We start from the raw sequence: 15,625 nt of genomic DNA on the forward strand, positions 1-15,625 counted from the left end.
GCTCGGCCCGGCTCGTCTCGGCCCGGATCGTTTCGGCCCGGCTCGTCTCGGCCCGGATCGTCTCTGCCCGGCAGGCACCTTGGCCCGGCCCCTTGGCCCGGCGCCGGTACGTCGACCGGCGGCCGGGCGGCCGGGTGTCGGCGGCACGTCGACTTCCGGCGCCGCGTGGCGGGTTCACGAGCGCTGCCGGAAATGGGCCCGGTGTTCCCGCAGGAACGCGTCGAGGGTGCGGGGCGGGCGGCCGAGGATGTCGGCGACGGTGTCCGTCGGGGTTTCGGGACGGGTCACGGCGAGCTGCTGGATCTCCGTCACGTGGTCGGCCAGCCAGGCGGGCATGTGGGCGTGGCGGATGAGGTCTTCTCGCATCTCGTCCCGGGTGAGGTTGACGTAGCGGATTCGGCTGCCGGTCAGGACGGTCAGTCGTGCGGCGAGTTCGGAGTAGGTGACGGCCTCGGGTCCGGTCAGGACGTAGGTGCCGCCTGCGATGTCCGGCCTGGTGAGGGCGGCTGCGGCGACGTCGCCGATGTCGCGGCAGTCGATGTGGTTGCAGGGCGCGCCGCCCGTCGTGCCGAGGATGACGCCCCGGGCCACGGTGGGGGCCAGGCGCAGGAGGTTCTGCATGAACGCGTAGGGGCGCAGGACGGTGTGGGTGAGACCGCTGCCGCGCAGGTGTTCCTCGACGGCGTGGTGTCCGCGGGAGACGGCGACCGGGGAGTCGGGTTCGGCGGCGGGTGCGGAGATCTTGACGATGTGTCCGATGCCGGCCTGGGCGGCGATGTCGATGACACGGGTTTCGAGTTCCACCTGTGCGGGGCCGTTGGCCATGGCGAGGAAGAGCCGGTCGGCGCCCTCGAAGGCGGTGCGCAGGGAACGGGGGTCGGCGGCGTCGGCGTACTGGACCTCGACGGGCGGTCGGTGGGCAGCGGTCATGCCGGGGATCGGCCTGTGCGGAGTGCGGGTCAGTGCGCGGACGGGTGCGCCGAGCGCGCGGAGGCGGTGGAGCAGGGCGTTTCCGGTGGCTCCGGTCGCTCCCATGACGACGATCATCGTGTGCTCATTCCTTGGGTGACTTCCCGGCGTCGGATGCCGCCGGAGGTGGGTGGGGCGGGTCGGGTCGGGGCAGGGTGGGGTGGGGTGGGTTCGGTCGGGCTTGGGCTCGTACGGCGGCGGACGGGCCGTGGTACCGCTCGGGTGGGTCATGCCGGGGAGGCCGCGGTGGTGCGGCGCCAGCGCAGGGTGACGATGGTGGTGGCGAGCGCCGCGGAGGCGGGCAGGTCGATGCGCAGGCGCTCCAGCCAAGGGCCGGCGGGGACCGGGGTGTGGGCGGGTAGCCATTGGGCGGCGAACCATCCCAGCGGGGCCGCCGCGCCGACGGCGGCGATGACGAGCGCCACGGTCAGGACGACGCGCGGCATGGTGGTGGTCCACCGTCGGGGCTGCCCTCCGTGCCGCAGCCAGGCGCCGACCAGGAAGGCCACGACGGCGGAGGTGCCGGCGATGGAGGTGCAGGCGGCCACGGCCAAGTCCGGCTGCCCGGTGACGACTCCGGCGGTACCGGCCGTGAGCGCGGGGGCGGCGTACGCGGTCAGCACCTCTCGCCACAGGGTGAACGGCCGGGCCGGCCGGGAGGCTGCCCGGTTTCCGCGGGTCCTGTCTTTCGTTGCTGGCATGCCGGCCTCTTTCTCGTTCGTGTGAGGAAAGCGAAGGGGCGCGGCGGGGCCTTCGGGGTCGGTCGCCTCGCCTCGCCGATATAATTAGGCGGCTAACTATCAGGTCGAAAAAGAGGCCCCGCCGGAGGGGCGGGACCCAAACCCCGACGGAAGTCGGGTCAGTCCGCGAACAGGGCCGAGCTGCCGCGTACCACGCGGGCCAGCAGCTCCAGGAACACCGCACGCTCCTCGCCGGAGAGCCCGTCCACCATCGCCTCAAGCCGCCCGAAGTGCTCCGGCGCCATGTCGCGCAGGCGCTGCGCCCCGCGGGCGGTCAGGACGGCCACCGTGCCCCGCCCGTCCTCCGTGGACGGCCGACGGGCGATCAGACCCTCGCGCTCCAGGCCGTCCAGCAGGCCGGTGACCGTGGCCCGGGAGACATCGAGGTCGGCCGCGAGGCGCGAGGGGGTCTTCTCCCCGCCGTGGTCTTCGAGGTCGGCGAGCAGTCGGTAGCGCCCCGTCGACAGGCCGAACCTGGCGAAGTGCACTTCGGCCGCCCGGCCGACCCTCGCACCCGCCGAGATCAGCCGCACCGCGACCAGCACGGCCTGCGGATCGACCTCCAGGCCGTAGCGTTCGACCTGCCGCCTGGCCTGGTCGAGCGTGGGCGCCTCGCCGTCGATCCCGTCTGCCGTCATGTAAGTAATATGGCGCCTAATCACTTGGGCTGTCAAGGCACTTTCCCTCCGGCCTTGCGGTCGCTCAGCGGCCCACGGCCCGCGGTCGGTCCGCGTCCCGTTTCCCGGCCGCCCGGATATCGGTAGCGTGTTCCGGATGACCGTGGGAAGCGCAGGGACCAGACTCGTCGTCGTACGGGGGAACTCGGCATCGGGCAAGTCGTCGGTGGCGGCCGGGATCCGCGACCGGTTCGGCCGGGGCCTGGCCCTCGTCGGGCAGGACAACCTCCGCCGGACCGTGCTGCGCGAACGGGACCGGCCCGGCGCCGCGAACATCGGCCTGATCGACTCCGTGGCCCGCTACGCCCTCGACGCCGGGTACCACGTCCTCGTCGAGGGCATCCTCTCCGCCGACCGCTACGGCACCATGCTCACGCGGCTGCTCGCCGACCACCGCGGCGTCTCCGGGTGCTACTACCTCGACATCCCGATGGCCGAGACGCTGCTGCGCCACGCGACGAAGGCCGACCTCGCGTACCGCGCCCAGGTCACCGAACGCGAGCTGCGCGACTGGTACCGCGAGCGCGACCTGCTGCCCGGCGGCGTCGAAACCGTCATCGGACCCGACAGCACCCTCGACGGCACGGTCGACCTCATCATGCGGGAGACCGGCCTCGCGGGACTGCCGGCCCACGACGACTGAGAACTCCGCCCTGCCGTCGTCACGCCCCGGGCGCCGCGTGGTGGCGCGAGGCCCCGGTGGGCCGCCGGGACCTCCCCCGCACCGCGGCGGGCCGCGATACTGGCCGTCATGACCATCACCGGCAACACGCCTGCGACAGCCTTCTCCCGGATCAAGGTCCGCACCGGGGCCGTCGTCTTCTGCGGCGAGGACATCGCGCTCATCCGCCGCGAGCGCGCGGGCTCCGTCCACTACACCCCTCCCGGCGGCAACGTCGAGGACGGGGAAGACTTCCCGCAGGCCCTGCGCCGGGAGCTCGGCGAAGAACTCGAACTCGACGTGGACCAGGCGGACGGCGGTGACCTCATGTGGGTCGTCGACCAACGCGTCACCCGCCCGGGGCCCACCCCCTCACCGCGTAAGATCCACTTGATCTACCGCTTCCACATCACCCCCGAGGTCCGTGCCCGCCTCGCCACGCACGAGCTGGACGAACTCCCCGACGGCGGCCACGAGATCGGCGTCATCGAGTGGGTCCCCTACCGCGACGCCGCCCTGCTGCCGGTCTTCCCTCCCATCGGGCCCGCGCTCGCCGCCCTGGACCACCCCCGCGCACCGGTCGCCAACCCCGCCCTGGACGCCGTCACGGACGCGAACTACACCTGGGTCTGATCCCCCGACGCCGGGGGCGGCCCTGACACGGCCCGCTCCTCGGGAGGCCTCCGGGCTACGAACCCGAGCGGAGGCCCAGGGCGCTGTGCAGCACGATCCCGGCGGGAACGTCCTCGCGGCCCGACGCCCCGCGGACCCGCTCCACCAGGCGCGCGCGGAGCTCCTGTGCCGGCTCACCGAGCACGATGGCGCTGAGTACGAGTTCCAGCATCAGGCAGTCGTACACGTCATCCGTGCCGGTGTAGCGGTCCCCGTCCCGCTCCACCACCGCCGCGGTGACCTGCCGGCCGCCGCTGTCGAGGGGGGTGAAGGTCGCTTCGACGACCCCGTGGCCCGTCCAGCTCCGGTGCAGATGGACGACGTTCCCCTCGGCGAAGACGTTCCACTTCTCGTCCATGTCCCGGGCGCGGTAGCCCAGCCGGATGCGCTCCCATTCCTCGTCCGACCAGATCCGGTCCGGCAGGAGCGACAGCGGTCTGGGGACGACGATCGGCTGGAGACGGCGGGACAACGAGGCGCGGGTCACGGGTTCGTCTGTCGGCATGCCGTGATCCTACGGACGGACCGGCGCCCGGGGAGAGGGAATTTGTGCCCACGCCCACACCCCTGCGAATCGCGCGTTCCGACGGCCTCGCCGCGACGGCCCCCGCCCCCGGTCGTGGTCTGCGGCCGTCGAACAGTAGGGTGACCAGGTGGATACTCCTTCGCTCCCGCGTTCTTTCCGGCTGCTCGTGACGGGTGGCGGCACCGGCGGTCATACCTATCCGGCCCTCACCGCGGTCCGGACCCTGCAAGGTCGGCTCGCGGCTGCGGGCGGCACCCTGGACGTCCTGTGGATCGGCACCCCGGACGGTCTCGAGGCGCGCGTCGCTCCCGCGGAGGGCATCGCCTTCAAGACGGTGGCCACGGGGAAGATCCGCCGCTCGTCGAACCCGCTGAAGATGCTGTCCGCCGCGAACGTGAAGGACATGGCCCGGGTGCCGCTCGGTGTGGCACAGGCCCGTGCGATCGTGTCCGAGTTCCAGCCCGACGTCGTCCTGGCGACCGGCGGATACGTCGCCGTCCCGGCCGGTCTCGCCGCGCGGCTCAACCGGCGTCCGCTGGTCCTGCACGAGCAGACGGTCCGGCTGGGCCTGGCCAACCGGAAGCTCGCGAGTTCCGCGACCCGGATCGCCGTGTCCTCGGAGTCCTCGCTGGCCCTGCTGCCCGCCGATGTGCGGGACCGCGCGGTCGTCACCGGTAACCCGGTGCGGCCGGAGGTGCTGTCCGGTCACCCGGACAAGGCGGTCGAGGCGCTGGCGCTGTACGGGTTCGACCGGCGGCTGCCGACCGTCTACGTCACCGGTGGCGCGCAGGGTGCCCAGCAGATCAACGGCGTCGTGCGGGACCTCCTGCCCTGGCTGCTGACCTACGCGAACGTGATCCACCAGTGCGGCCCGGCGAACGTGGACGAACTCCGCAGCGCCGCAGCCGCCCTGGACCCGGTCCTGGCCGGGCGCTACCACCTGACCGGTTTCGTCGGGCCGGAGCTGCCCGATGTGCTGGCGCTGGCCGATGTGGTGCTGTCGCGGAGCGGGGCGGGAACGCTGGCGGAGCTGACCGCGCTGGGCAAGCCGGCCGTGTTCGTTCCGCTGGCCACTTCCGCGGGGAACGAGCAGGCGCACAACGCCCAGCACCTGGCCGACGCGGGCGCGGCGGTCGCCCTGCTGGGCGAGGTCACGACGCAGGCCCTCGGGGACGCTCTGGGCCCGCTGCTGACCGACCCCGGCCGGCGAACGGCGATGGCGGAGCGGGCGCGTGCGTACGGCAGGCCGGACGCCGCGGACCGGCTCGTGGACGTACTCCTGGCCGCGGCCAACGGCTGACCGTCCGAACAATCCTGGGGGAAACCCGGGCCGTGCCGGGGACCGGGGTGACGAGCGGGCGGTCGCCTACCGGGCCCCGCGGGCTTCCCGACGGGCCCGGCGGCGCATGCGCGGTCAGAACCAGTGCAGGCAGTGCGGGGCGCGCTCGGCGCGGAAGAGGGCGTCGGCGAGGACGGCCGCGCCCGGGTGGTGGGCCCGGACGTGTCCGGCGCGCACGAGCGTGCTCGGGGCGGTGCCGCCGAGGTAGACCGAGCCCAGATCGCTCACGTCCAGGGACAGGTCGGGCTCCCGGCCCGTCGGAACGCACTCGGCCGCGCCGTCCCGGACGGTCAGCAGGTACCGGTTGCGCTCGCCGAGGAACGGGTCGTCGACGTCGAGGACGAGCTCGCCGTCCGTGAACCAGCCGCGCGCGGTCAGCGCACGCGGTACGTCCAGCAGTCTCACCCAGAGCCAGTCCGTGTCGTTTCCCACCTGGCCGGCCCGGAAGTCGGCGAGCTGCCAGCGGAGCGGGTGCCCGGGCGGATAGTGCCTGAACACGACCTGCGTGACCAGGTCGTGGCCGAGCAGGAATCGCGCCAGGGCCGTGGAGACGGCGTCCTCGGTGGCGATGGTCTCGTCGACCGTCAGGGTGGCGGGCTCGCCGACCGAGTAGCTGGCGTACCCGTCCGGTACGCCGTCGGCGTCGCGGTGCACCGCGACGTAGCGCGGCGCCGCGGTGACCGGCGGCTGCCCCGCCCCCAGGGCCCACCAGCGGCGCGGCCGGGACAGTGCGCCGGGCTGTGCGCGGCGGTACCGGTCGTAGACCTCCTCCAGGATCGCGCCGCAGTCGGCACGCCGCAGCACCTCCACCGAGCCGGTGTCCGGCCCGGCGTCCGGGCCGGTCTCCGGCGCGCCGGCCATCGTGCGTGCCCGGGGTACGGCGAGGGCGGCCTCGTGGCGCGGCACCGTCAGGCGCGCCGTGTAGGTCGCCGGTCCGTAGCCGAACCTGCGGTAGATCAGGGCCTCGGAGGCCAACAGCACGGAGAGGAACTCCCCGCGCTCGCGCAGGTCGGCGAGCTGATGCCGCATCATCGCGCTGAGCACGCCCTGGCGCCGGTGCGAGGGCAGGACGCCCACTGCGGTCACCCCGGAGGCCGGGGCGAGGGCCCCGCCCGGGAGGGTGAGCTCGAAGGAGTGCGCGCCGGCGGTGCCGACGGGCCGCCCGTCCGGTGTCAGGGCGAGCAGGCAGCGATGGGTTTCGAGGGCCGACCACCAGAGCCCGCCACCGTCGACCGGGGTTTCGGGGAAACGCCCGAACGCGGCGTGGAGCGTGTCGACGAAGACGTCGAAGTCCTCATCGGTCGTGGAACGAATCTGCATCGCGGCCCGCCGCCTTCTCGGTGTGCGGCACCACGCCTCGCGGTGCCCGGCCACAGTGCAGCGTCTATCCCCGGGCGACGCAACCGAAATACGGCCGGGTCCGCGGTCGGTCACGGCGGCGCCCGGTCCCGGACCGGGCGCCGCCGCTGCGGGGCGCCGGCTCACGGCGCCCCGCAGCAGGCCCCGTGGAGGGCGAGGGGCGGATGGTCGGGACCCGGGTCCGCGCCACCGGCCTCAGGTCGGAGGCCGTCCTGGCCCGCCACGCGCAGATGGCGGTCCTCGATGTGCTCTACGTCGCCGTGGCCAACGTACGTACGACACCACGACCGAGGCGATGGCGGCCACCCAGGAGGCGGTCCGGCCCTACCGTGGCGACGGCGGCGGGAGCTGACGGCCGGGAGGCCTCCCGCGCCCCGGACGAGTGGGAGACGGGACATGACGCTGGTGCTGGGGATCGACGGCGGCGGCTCCACCCTGCGGGCGGCGGTCGCGGACTCGGACGGCCTCGTGGTCATCTCGGGCACGGGTGCGGCCGCCGCCCGGATGCGCGGCCACCGCCTCGCCGCGACCGCGGACGGCTGCGGGTGGCTGACCGGTGACGACGGGAGCGGCTTCTGGATCGCCCGTGAAGGCGTACGCCGTGCCCTGCGCGCCGTCGACGGGCGCGGGCCCGCGACACTGCTGATCGACCGGTTGGCCGAGGCCTTCGGGGCACCCGCCGCGGACCCGGCGTCGGTGCGCTTCGCCCTCGTCGACGGGGCCCTCGCGGGGTCCGGACCCGCCTCGCTGGCCCGGTACTGCCCGCTGGTGGTCGGGGCGGCCGTCGACGGGGACGCGGTGGCGGTGACGGGCGGTCTCCCGTCGCCCGGCGGCCCCGCACGGGGGGGGGCGGGTCACCGGGCGACCGGGTCGAGGAGGAGGTGCGGGGGGCCGGGGAGGGGGCTGCCGAGGCAGGAGTGGAGGGCGGCGTACGGGGCGGTGTCGCCCGCCAGGACACCGCCGAGCAGCGCTCCCGTGGCTCCGTCCAGGACCAGCTTCGCGTACCGGGCGCCGCCGCGGTCGCTGCGCATGAACTCCAGCGCTCCCTCCGTACGGGCGTGGGCGTCGCCGAAGCTGCCCACCTCGACGCCCAGCAGCTTGAGCCGGGTGGACAGGTCGGGATCGGTGAAGGGCTCCCCCGGGTCGCCGCACAACTGCCGGGCCACCGTCTCCGCCATCCGGTATCCGGGGGCCACCAGGCCGTGGCACCGGCCCTCGACGGCGGCGCAGTCACCGACGGCCCACACCCGTGGATCCGGGGTCCGGCAGTGGGAGTCGACGAGGAAGCCGCCGCGTTCGCCCGTGGGCAGCCCGGCTCCGGCGGCGAGTTCGTCGCGCGGCCGGACCCCGGTGGAGAACACCACCAGTTCGGCCTCGATCACCTCTCCGTCGGCGAGGGCCACCGAGGAGACCCGGCCGTCCGGCCCCGCGTCGACGGACCGCAGTCCGACCCCGCACCGGGGGCGCACGCCGAGCTCTTCGACGAGTCTGCCCAGGACCTTTCCGCCGCCCTCGTCGAGCTGGACCGCCATCAGCCACGGTGCGGCTTCCACGACATGGGGGTGCATGCCCAGTGCGGCGAGCGCGCCCGCCGCCTCCAGTCCGAGGAGGCCGCCTCCGACCACCACCGCGGGCCCTCCGGACCGGGCCCCCGACCGGATCGAGGCCACGTCGTCGACGGTGCGGTACACGTGGCAGCCCGGCAGGTCGGCTCCGGGCACGGGCGGTACGAAGGGCCTGGCGCCGGTGGCCAGCACCAGTGCGTCGTAGCGGCATTCCGTACCGTCGGCGCAGACCACGGTGCGGGCCGGCCGGTCGAGGCGTACCACCGGGCTGGAGAGTCTGGCCCGGACCCGGTCGTCGTCCGTGAACGCGGCTCCTTCCAGCGTCAGTTCACCGGGGTCCGTGCCGCGGGCGCAGGAGGACAGGGCGATCCGGTCGTAGGCGGGCCGGGACTCCTCGGCCAGTACGAGGACCCGCCATCCGTCCGTCCGGTCGCGCTCGCGCACTTCCCTCACCAGCCGGTGGCCGACCATGCCGTGGCCGACGACGACGAGCACCCGACTCATGCCTCCCTCTCCTCCCGCGCCGCCCGGGGCGGTTCGCCTTCGTCCGCCGGCCCCCGCGCAGCTCCGGCCCCGGTTTCCTCGCGGGCCCACGCGGCGCAGCGTTCCTCCAGCTCGTCCCGGCAGCCGCCGCAGCCGGTGCCGGCCCGGGTGGCGGCCGCGAGGGAGTCGACGGTACGTGCCCCGGCCCTCCAGGCTTCGGCCAGCGTGTCGCCGGTGACGTTGTTGCAGTGGCACACCACGGCCGTACCGGGTGGTGGACCGGCCCGGTACGCGGGGGTGTCGCCCAGGAGCAGCGCCAGCCGGTCGGCGGGCACGGGTACGGCCCCCTCGTAGAGCCGCGCCACGTCGGCGGCGGCCCGGCCGAGCCCGATCAGCTCCGCCCCGGTGAGCCTGCCGCCGGACAGGGACAGCCGCGCGTAGCGGCCCCGGGCGCCGTCGCCGAGTACGACGGTCTCCTCCGCGCCGTCCGGGGTGCCGACGCGCATGAGGTCCAGTTCCTCCGCCTTCAGGCGCAGCACCCGCCGGCCGGCGGCGGGCCGGGCCGGGCCGCCGGTGAGGAGCGCCGCCAGGGTCTCGGCCTGGTCCCATGCCGCCGCGAATCCGCCGGTGGGCACCCGTCCGGTCGGTCCGGCGCCGGCGAAGGGGCCGTGCGCGCCGCCGTCGAGGGACTCGGCGCAGTCGCCGAGGGCGTGGACCCGGACGGCGCTGGTGCGCAGCCGGTCGTCCACGAGGATGCCGGTCCGGACGGCGAGTCCGGCCGCGCGGGCGAGCCCCACCCGGGGGCGCGCGCCGACGCAGAGCAGGACCTCGTCGGCTTCGACGCGGCCGCCGTCGTCGAGTACCAGGGCTCCCGGTTCGCGGGCCAGGACGGTTCGGCCGGCCCGGACGTCGATGTCGAGGGTGCGGAGCCGGCCCGTGAGCGTCTCGCCGCCGCGGGCGTCGAGGTGGCGGTCGAGGGGGTAGGGGCCCCGGTGTACGAGGGTGACCCGCCGGCCTCGGCGGCGCAGGGCGAGGGCCGCCTCGACACCCAGGACGCCGCCGCCGACCACTGCCACCGCCGTGCCCGTCGCGCCGATCTCGCCGGTCGCGCCCGCCGTGCCGCGCGTGCCGAAGCCGACGCAGTCGGCCAGTGTCCGCAGCGGACGGACCCGGTCCGCGGGCCGGCCGTCCGGTCCGCGGAGCCAGGGCAGGTCGGGGACCACGGGTGCGGCGCCGGTCGCCAGGACGAGCCGGTCGTACGGGTGGCAGCCCCCGTCGTCGGTGTGCACCAGGCATCGCTGCCGGTCGAGCCGCACGGCCCGTACGCCGAGCCGCACGACGGTGCCCTGCGGGGGATCCGGCAGCCGCAGGGCGCGTGCGGGCAGCGAGCCGTCCAGTACGGCCGTCAACAGGGGCCTGTTGTAGGCCGGTTCGGGCTCCGCCCCGATGACGGTGACCGGGCCGTGCGGCCGTTCCCGGCCGAGGAGTTCGACGAGGCGGTGCGCCGCCGGCCCGTACCCGACGACGAGGAGCCGTCCGGTGTCGGCGCCCCGCCGTCCGGCCGGCCCCGCGGAGGTGATCACGGGATTGACCACGGGATTGATCACGGGGGTGGTCGCGGGGGTGGTCATGGTGGTGGTCACGGGGCCGCCTCCAGGCGCACCGCGCACACCTTGAACTCGGGCATGCCGCTGCGGGGGTCGAGGGCGGCGTGGGTGAACAGGTTGGCCCGTCCGGCAGCCGCGAAGTGGAAGGGCACGAAGACGGTGTCGGTCCGCAGGTCGGGATCGCAGCGCACCCGTACCACCGCACCGCCACGTGCCGACACGACCCGGGCGCTCTGCCCGTCGGCGAGGCCGGCGCGTGCGGCCGTGTCCGGATGGACCTGGACGAAGGGCTCCGGGGCGGCCCGGACCAGTTCCTCGACGCGGCGGGTCTGCGCACCGGATTGGTAGTGGGCCAGGATCCGGCCGGTCGTCGCGTACAGGGGGAAGTCCCGGCAGGGGCGTTCGGCGGCCTCGCGGTGCTCGACGGGCGCGAACCGGGCCCGGCCGTCGGCGTGCGCGAACCGGTCGAGGAACAGCCGCGGGGTGCTGCCGCCGCCTTCCGGGCAGGGCCAGTACAGGGCCTCGCCCGCGTCGAGGCGGGCGTAGTCGATCCCGGAGTAGTCGGCGGGGGCGCCCCGGGTGGCCTCGCGGATCTCCTCGAAGACCGTGCGCGGATCGGCGGGGTAGTGCGCGGCGGGCTCGCCGAGGCGTACGGCCAGCTCCCTGATGACCTCCAGGTCGGGGAGCACCCCCGCGGGTGGGTCGAGCAGCCGGCGCCTGCGCAGTACGCGTCCCTCCAGGCTGGTCAGGGTCCCCTCCTCCTCGGCCCACTGGGTGACCGGCAGGACCACGTCGGCCGCCAGCGCCGTCTCCGAGGGGACGAAGTCCGCGACCACCAGCAGCTCCAGTGCGGCCAGGCGTTCGGCCACCCGGCCGGCGTCGGGCGCGGAGACCAGCGGATTGCACCCGGCCACCAGCAGGGCCCGCGGGCCGCCGGGGCTCCCGATGGCGTCGAGGATCTCGTAGGCACCGGGCCCGGGGGCGGGCAGCCGCTCCGGTGCGACGCCCCAGACGGCGGCGACGTGGGCCCGGTCGGCGGGGTCCGCCAGCGAGCGGTAGCCCGGCAGCTGGTCGGCCTTCTGGCCCATTTCGCGGCCGCCCTGGCCGTTGCCCTGGCCGGTCAGGGTGCCGAAGCCGCGGCCCGGGCGGCCGGGCAGTCCGAGGGCGAGGGCGAGGTTGGCGAACGCGGCGACCGTGTCGCTGCCCTTGCTGTGCTGCTCCGCGCCGCGGCCGGTCAGTACGTAGGCACGGCCGGCGCCCGCCAGCATCCGTACGGCGGCGCGCAGTTCCGCGGCGGGAACTCCGGTGACGGCCTCGACCCGTTCCGGCCACCAGGCACCGGCCCGGGCCCACGTCTCGTCGAAGCCGGCGGTCCGCTCGGCCACGTACGTCTTGTCGAGCAGTCCCTCGCTGACGGCGAGGTGGAGCAGGCCGAGGGCGAGGGCCAGGTCCGTGCCGGGGACCGGACGCAGGTGCAGGGCGGCGGTGGCGGCGGTGCGGGTGCGCCGGGGGTCGATGACGATCAGGGCGGGGCGTTCGAGGTGGCGCATCAGGGGCGGCATCGTCTCGGCCGGGTTTGCTCCGGCGAGCAGGACGACCTCGGCCCCGTCGAGGTCGGTGACGGGGAAGGGCAGGCCCCGGTCGACGCCGAACGCGGCCCGCTGGGCGACGGCTGCGGCCGCCATGCAGAAGCGGCCGTTGTAGTCGACGCGGCCGGTGCCGAGCGCCAGACGGGCGAACTTGCCCAGGAGGTAGGCCTTCTCGTTGGTGAGTCCGCCGCCTCCCAGGACGGCGACGGCGTCCGGGCCGTGGGCGGCGCGGATGCGGCGCAGCCGTTCGGCGGTGTGGTCGAGGGCCCGGTTCCAGTCCGTCGCGGCGAGCCTGCCGGTGGCGTCGCGCAGGAGGGGGGTGGTGAGGCGGTCCGGTGCGGCGAGCAGGGCCCCGGCGGTCCACCCCTTCTGGCAGAGGCTGCCGCGGTTCACCGGGAAGCCGGGGTCGGGCTCGACCGTGACGGCGCCCCGTGCCGCGCTCATCAGGGTGGCGCACTGGAGGGCGCAGTACGGGCAGTGGGTGGCCGTCCCGGCCCGGGGGGCGTGCGGGGCCGGGTCGCTCACCGGACCGGTCACCGGGCCTCAGCCGTTCGAGGGGCCTGGGGGGGCGCAGCAGTGGTGGGGTGCGCGGCCGGGCCGCGCACGCACGGAACAAACTGGTTCATTTCTGGCATATCGAGGCACGGGATTGGCGGTACCCGAGGCAGAGTTTTGATACGCCATCGGAAATGCCAAATCCCCGCCAAGCGGGACCGCACGGCGGCCCGGCGGTCCCCTCCGTGGTCCCTCAGCCGGTGTGGAGGACCCGGAACCGCGCGGGTTCCGCCGGATCCCGGTCGACGACCTGGACCGGCGCCCAGGCCCATTGCCAGACGCTGATGTCCGACGTGCGGGAGAACCGGATCCGCCCCCGGGTGCCTTCGACCGCGACGTGCGGCCAGGATTCGGCGATGCGCGCCCGGTCCGGGCCGTGGGAGCGCAGCACCTCGGCGAGGACGGTGACCGTGTCGTAGCCCTCGAAGGCGACGAAGGAGGGCGCTTCGGCCAGCTGCTCGCGGAGGGCCTTCCCGACCCGTGCGCCGAGTGGGCCCAGACGCTCGGGCAGGTAGCGCAGGAACGGGATCGCGGCGCCGGCGGAGCCGAGCAGCGTCGCCCATTGCGAGAACTCCGGTTGTCCGGCCGGGGCGCCGATCAGGACGTCGGCGAGGCGCGGGTCGCGGCGGACGGACCGGACGATCGGCACGGCCGGCTCCGGGTGGCCGACCAGGAGGAGCAGGGCCGTCGCCCGGTGATCGGCGAGTGCGTCGCACACGGCCCCGGGGGAGAGCTCGCGCATGTCGAGTCCGATGACGGCGGCGCCGCGGGGAGCGAGGTGGTCCCGCAGGATGCGGGTCCCGGACGCCCAGTAGACACTCGGATCGACCGCCACGGCGATGCGGCGGTGGCCGGCGGCGAGGAGGAAGTCCGCGTAGGTCCGCCAGCCGTGGGACTGCGCCGGGGCGAGGCGCGCGACCCATGGTGTCGGCCGTTCGGTGAGCGCGTCGAGTACCGCCGACGAGCAGAGGAACGGCAGGCCGAGGGCGTCGGCCCTGGCAGCGGCCGTGCGGGCGACGACGCTGTGGTACTCCCCCGCCACGGCGGCCACGCCCAGGCGGTCCAGTTCGTCGACGGCCGCCGCGGCCCTCCGCGGATCGGCCGCGGTGTCCCGGACCACCAGTTCCAGCGGGCTTCCGGAGATGCCGCCGGTGTCGTTGACCTCGCGCACGGCCAGTTCGAGTCCGGCGAGCAGGTGCCGCCCCGCCTCCACCCAGCCGGGCCGGGTCAGCGGAACGAGGGCGCCGATGCGGACGGGTGGTCCGTCCGTCCGTACCGCCGCGGAAGGCGATGGGGGCGTGTTCATGCGGTGGTGTCTCCCTGTGGCGATCCGGTCGAGGCCACCCGGACCGCAGGATGGCGACGCCCGCGTCGTACGCGTTCCCGTGGACCCGCCCTGCGGGCGCACCCGGGCGACCGTGCGGGCCATTGCATCCACCGCATCGCCGGGCCGCAACCGATTATCCGGTCGACACGTTGGTCGTGATGGCGTTTGCTGACCGGCATGCCAGAGCTGCGTACCGACCGTCTCGTACTCCGCCGCTGGCGGGAATCCGACCTCGCACCGTGGGCGGCGATGAACGCCGACCCCGAAGTGCGCGCACACCTGGGAGAACTGCTGACGCGCAAGCAGAGCGACGCCGTGGTGGCCCGCATGCGGGCGGACTTCGACGCGCGGGGATTCGGCTGGTGGGCACTCGAAGCCCGGGAAACCGGTGAGTTCCTCGGGCGCGCCGGCCTGGACGCCGTGGACGAGGGCATGCCGTTCGCGGGGGTGGACGTCGGATGGCGGCTGGTGCGCGCGGCGTGGGGAAACGGCTACGCCACCGAGGCCGCCCGCGCCTGCCTGGCCTTCGGCTTCGAGACCCTCGGGCTGCCGGAGATCATCGCGACGACGACCGTCGGCAACCTGCGTTCCCGGGCGGTGATGCGCCGCGTCGGGATGACCCGCGATCCGGCTGACGACTTCGAGGATCCGAGCGTGCCCGAGGGGCCGCTCCGCCGCTGTGTGCTGTACCGGACCCGTCCGGCGGGCAGGCCCTGACGCGCGTCACGACGGAACCGTCAGGCCGCCGCCGTGTCCCCGCTGTTCGCCCACTGACCGGGCCGTATGGGCGCGGAGATGAAGGGGGGCGGTCCTCCCCGGGGTGAACGCCGGCGCTAGCGTGATCACCATGTACGAGATCAAGGGCGTGAGAGCCACGCCGGGCGGACGGATGAACGTCCGGTTCCACAGGCACGGCTTCGTCGTCGGACCGGACCGGCGCGCCGGCCGCGTCGCCGAAACACTCTTCGGCGACGGAGCCGGGTGCATCACCGCAGTGGTGCTGCTCGCGTCGGTGGGGCTGTTCACTCTGCTCCGCAAGAACGGGGCGCCGGAGGCCGCCGTCACGGCCTGCATGTGGGTGTTCATCGTGGCGGTCTGCTACGGCACGCTCATCGCACTGCTGCACTGGACCGCCGGGGTGGTCGCCAACGTCCTGTTGTTCCTGTTCGTCGTGGTGACGCTCCCGGGGCTGCTGATTCCGGGCTACCGGCGGACGGTGCTGCGCCGGTGGCGCGGCGGTGGTCCGGAGACCGATCCGGGGTGGGTTCCGGGGACCGCCCTCCTCGGGGTGTGGCATCAAGTGGACCCGCAGGGCGGCGTCGTGGTGACGGTCCAGCGGACCGACGGATCCGTCACGGCGTACGTTCCCCCGGCCGACAAGGCCCGCAACCTGTACGACCACTTCGACACGCTGCTGCGCAACGCCCGCCCGGCCCCGGCTCCCTACCAGCAGCCGGCGGCACACGGCGCTCCGGCGTACCAGCCCTGGCAGGGGAACCCGGGCCACCGGCCCGGCCACCACCCGGGCCATCCCCACGGCTGACCCTCGCCCGCCC

At 74.7% G+C, this 15,625-nt stretch carries 14 protein-coding genes; 5 read left to right on the forward strand and 9 right to left on the reverse strand.

Features of this window, described 5'->3' with window-relative positions; all coding sequences use genetic code 11:
• Positions 1 to 174 precede the first annotated feature (174 nt).
• The 3 genes from OG295_RS00420 to OG295_RS00430 form a co-directional block, all read right to left on the reverse strand.
• The gene (locus tag OG295_RS00420) at positions 175 to 1,047 is read right to left on the reverse strand and encodes an SDR family oxidoreductase (RefSeq protein ID WP_371674934.1); all 873 of its coding nucleotides are present in this window, start codon (positions 1,045 to 1,047) and stop codon (positions 175 to 177) included.
• Positions 1,048 to 1,196: 149 nt separating this feature from the next.
• A complete protein-coding gene (locus tag OG295_RS00425) occupies positions 1,197 to 1,670 on the reverse strand; it encodes a hypothetical protein (protein WP_371674935.1) in 474 nt (157 codons plus the stop codon).
• Between the two features lie 158 nt (positions 1,671 to 1,828).
• Positions 1,829 to 2,347, reverse strand: coding sequence for a MarR family winged helix-turn-helix transcriptional regulator (locus tag OG295_RS00430; RefSeq protein ID WP_371674936.1), 519 nt, complete (start codon positions 2,345 to 2,347; stop codon positions 1,829 to 1,831).
• Positions 2,348 to 2,483: 136 nt separating this feature from the next.
• Here OG295_RS00430 and OG295_RS00435 point away from each other — a divergent pair, with 136 nt between their 5' ends.
• Together OG295_RS00435 and OG295_RS00440 are read left to right on the forward strand one after the other, a co-directional pair.
• The gene (locus tag OG295_RS00435) at positions 2,484 to 3,029 is read left to right on the forward strand and encodes an AAA family ATPase (RefSeq protein WP_371674937.1); all 546 of its coding nucleotides are present in this window, start codon (positions 2,484 to 2,486) and stop codon (positions 3,027 to 3,029) included.
• A gap of 108 nt (positions 3,030 to 3,137) precedes the next feature.
• Positions 3,138 to 3,680 carry an NUDIX domain-containing protein gene (locus OG295_RS00440; RefSeq protein WP_371674938.1) on the forward strand — a complete coding sequence of 181 codons (543 nt, stop codon included), beginning with the start codon at positions 3,138 to 3,140 and terminating at the stop codon, positions 3,678 to 3,680.
• Between the two features lie 55 nt (positions 3,681 to 3,735).
• On the opposite strand, the gene OG295_RS00445 is transcribed toward OG295_RS00440, so the two are convergent.
• Positions 3,736 to 4,152, reverse strand: coding sequence for a hypothetical protein (locus OG295_RS00445; protein ID WP_371681057.1), 417 nt, complete (start codon positions 4,150 to 4,152; stop codon positions 3,736 to 3,738).
• A gap of 220 nt (positions 4,153 to 4,372) precedes the next feature.
• Between OG295_RS00445 and OG295_RS00450 the strand changes: the two genes are divergently transcribed.
• Positions 4,373 to 5,545 (forward strand): glycosyltransferase, encoded by a 1,173-nt coding sequence (locus OG295_RS00450; protein WP_371674939.1) that lies wholly within the window; start codon positions 4,373 to 4,375, stop codon positions 5,543 to 5,545.
• Positions 5,546 to 5,659: 114 nt separating this feature from the next.
• On the opposite strand, the gene OG295_RS00455 is transcribed toward OG295_RS00450, so the two are convergent.
• The 5 genes from OG295_RS00455 to OG295_RS00475 form a co-directional block, all read right to left on the reverse strand.
• Positions 5,660 to 6,904 (reverse strand): GNAT family N-acetyltransferase, encoded by a 1,245-nt coding sequence (locus OG295_RS00455; RefSeq protein WP_371674940.1) that lies wholly within the window; start codon positions 6,902 to 6,904, stop codon positions 5,660 to 5,662.
• A gap of 893 nt (positions 6,905 to 7,797) precedes the next feature.
• Positions 7,798 to 9,012, reverse strand: coding sequence for an NAD(P)/FAD-dependent oxidoreductase (locus OG295_RS00460; protein ID WP_371674941.1), 1,215 nt, complete (start codon positions 9,010 to 9,012; stop codon positions 7,798 to 7,800).
• Positions 9,009 to 10,634: an FAD-dependent oxidoreductase gene (locus tag OG295_RS00465; protein ID WP_371674942.1), complete on the reverse strand. Its 1,626-nt coding sequence runs from the start codon at positions 10,632 to 10,634 to the stop codon at positions 9,009 to 9,011. Before OG295_RS00465 ends, OG295_RS00460 begins: the two co-directional genes overlap by 4 nt.
• Entirely contained in the window at positions 10,631 to 12,631 is a 2,001-nt protein-coding gene (locus OG295_RS00470; RefSeq protein ID WP_371681058.1) for a molybdopterin oxidoreductase family protein, read from the reverse strand. The genes OG295_RS00465 and OG295_RS00470 overlap by 4 nt, the downstream gene beginning before the upstream one ends.
• A 304-nt stretch (positions 12,632 to 12,935) precedes the next feature.
• Positions 12,936 to 14,048 (reverse strand): ABC transporter substrate-binding protein, encoded by a 1,113-nt coding sequence (locus tag OG295_RS00475; protein ID WP_371674943.1) that lies wholly within the window; start codon positions 14,046 to 14,048, stop codon positions 12,936 to 12,938.
• A 198-nt stretch (positions 14,049 to 14,246) separates the two neighbouring features.
• On the opposite strand from OG295_RS00475, the gene OG295_RS00480 reads away from it, so the two are divergent.
• Both OG295_RS00480 and OG295_RS00485 read left to right on the forward strand, forming a co-directional pair.
• Positions 14,247 to 14,786: a GNAT family N-acetyltransferase gene (locus tag OG295_RS00480; protein WP_371674944.1), complete on the forward strand. Its 540-nt coding sequence runs from the start codon at positions 14,247 to 14,249 to the stop codon at positions 14,784 to 14,786.
• Between the two features lie 130 nt (positions 14,787 to 14,916).
• Positions 14,917 to 15,612, forward strand: coding sequence for a hypothetical protein (locus OG295_RS00485; protein ID WP_371674945.1), 696 nt, complete (start codon positions 14,917 to 14,919; stop codon positions 15,610 to 15,612).
• The last annotated feature ends 13 nt before the right edge of the window (positions 15,613 to 15,625 follow it).

The sequence above is a fragment of the Streptomyces sp. NBC_01276 genome, assembly GCF_041435355.1.
GTDB lineage: Bacteria > Actinomycetota > Actinomycetes > Streptomycetales > Streptomycetaceae > Streptomyces.

What these genes read in the sequence shown, in the direction of transcription:
- OG295_RS00420 (WP_371674934.1), bottom strand. Translation starts at nt 1,047, where the DNA reads ATGATCGTCGTCATGGGAGCGACCGGAGCCACCGGAAACGCCCTGCTC.
- OG295_RS00425 (WP_371674935.1), bottom strand. Translation starts at nt 1,670, where the DNA reads ATGCCAGCAACGAAAGACAGGACCCGCGGAAACCGGGCAGCCTCCCGG.
- OG295_RS00430 (WP_371674936.1), bottom strand. Translation starts at nt 2,347, where the DNA reads ATGACGGCAGACGGGATCGACGGCGAGGCGCCCACGCTCGACCAGGCC.
- OG295_RS00435 (WP_371674937.1), top strand. Translation starts at nt 2,484, where the DNA reads ATGACCGTGGGAAGCGCAGGGACCAGACTCGTCGTCGTACGGGGGAAC.
- OG295_RS00440 (WP_371674938.1), top strand. Translation starts at nt 3,138, where the DNA reads ATGACCATCACCGGCAACACGCCTGCGACAGCCTTCTCCCGGATCAAG.
- OG295_RS00455 (WP_371674940.1), bottom strand. Translation starts at nt 6,904, where the DNA reads ATGCAGATTCGTTCCACGACCGATGAGGACTTCGACGTCTTCGTCGAC.
- OG295_RS00460 (WP_371674941.1), bottom strand. Translation starts at nt 9,012, where the DNA reads ATGAGTCGGGTGCTCGTCGTCGTCGGCCACGGCATGGTCGGCCACCGG.
- OG295_RS00470 (WP_371681058.1), bottom strand. Translation starts at nt 12,631, where the DNA reads ATGAGCGCGGCACGGGGCGCCGTCACGGTCGAGCCCGACCCCGGCTTC.
- OG295_RS00475 (WP_371674943.1), bottom strand. Translation starts at nt 14,048, where the DNA reads ATGAACACGCCCCCATCGCCTTCCGCGGCGGTACGGACGGACGGACCA.
- OG295_RS00480 (WP_371674944.1), top strand. Translation starts at nt 14,247, where the DNA reads ATGCCAGAGCTGCGTACCGACCGTCTCGTACTCCGCCGCTGGCGGGAA.
- OG295_RS00485 (WP_371674945.1), top strand. Translation starts at nt 14,917, where the DNA reads ATGTACGAGATCAAGGGCGTGAGAGCCACGCCGGGCGGACGGATGAAC.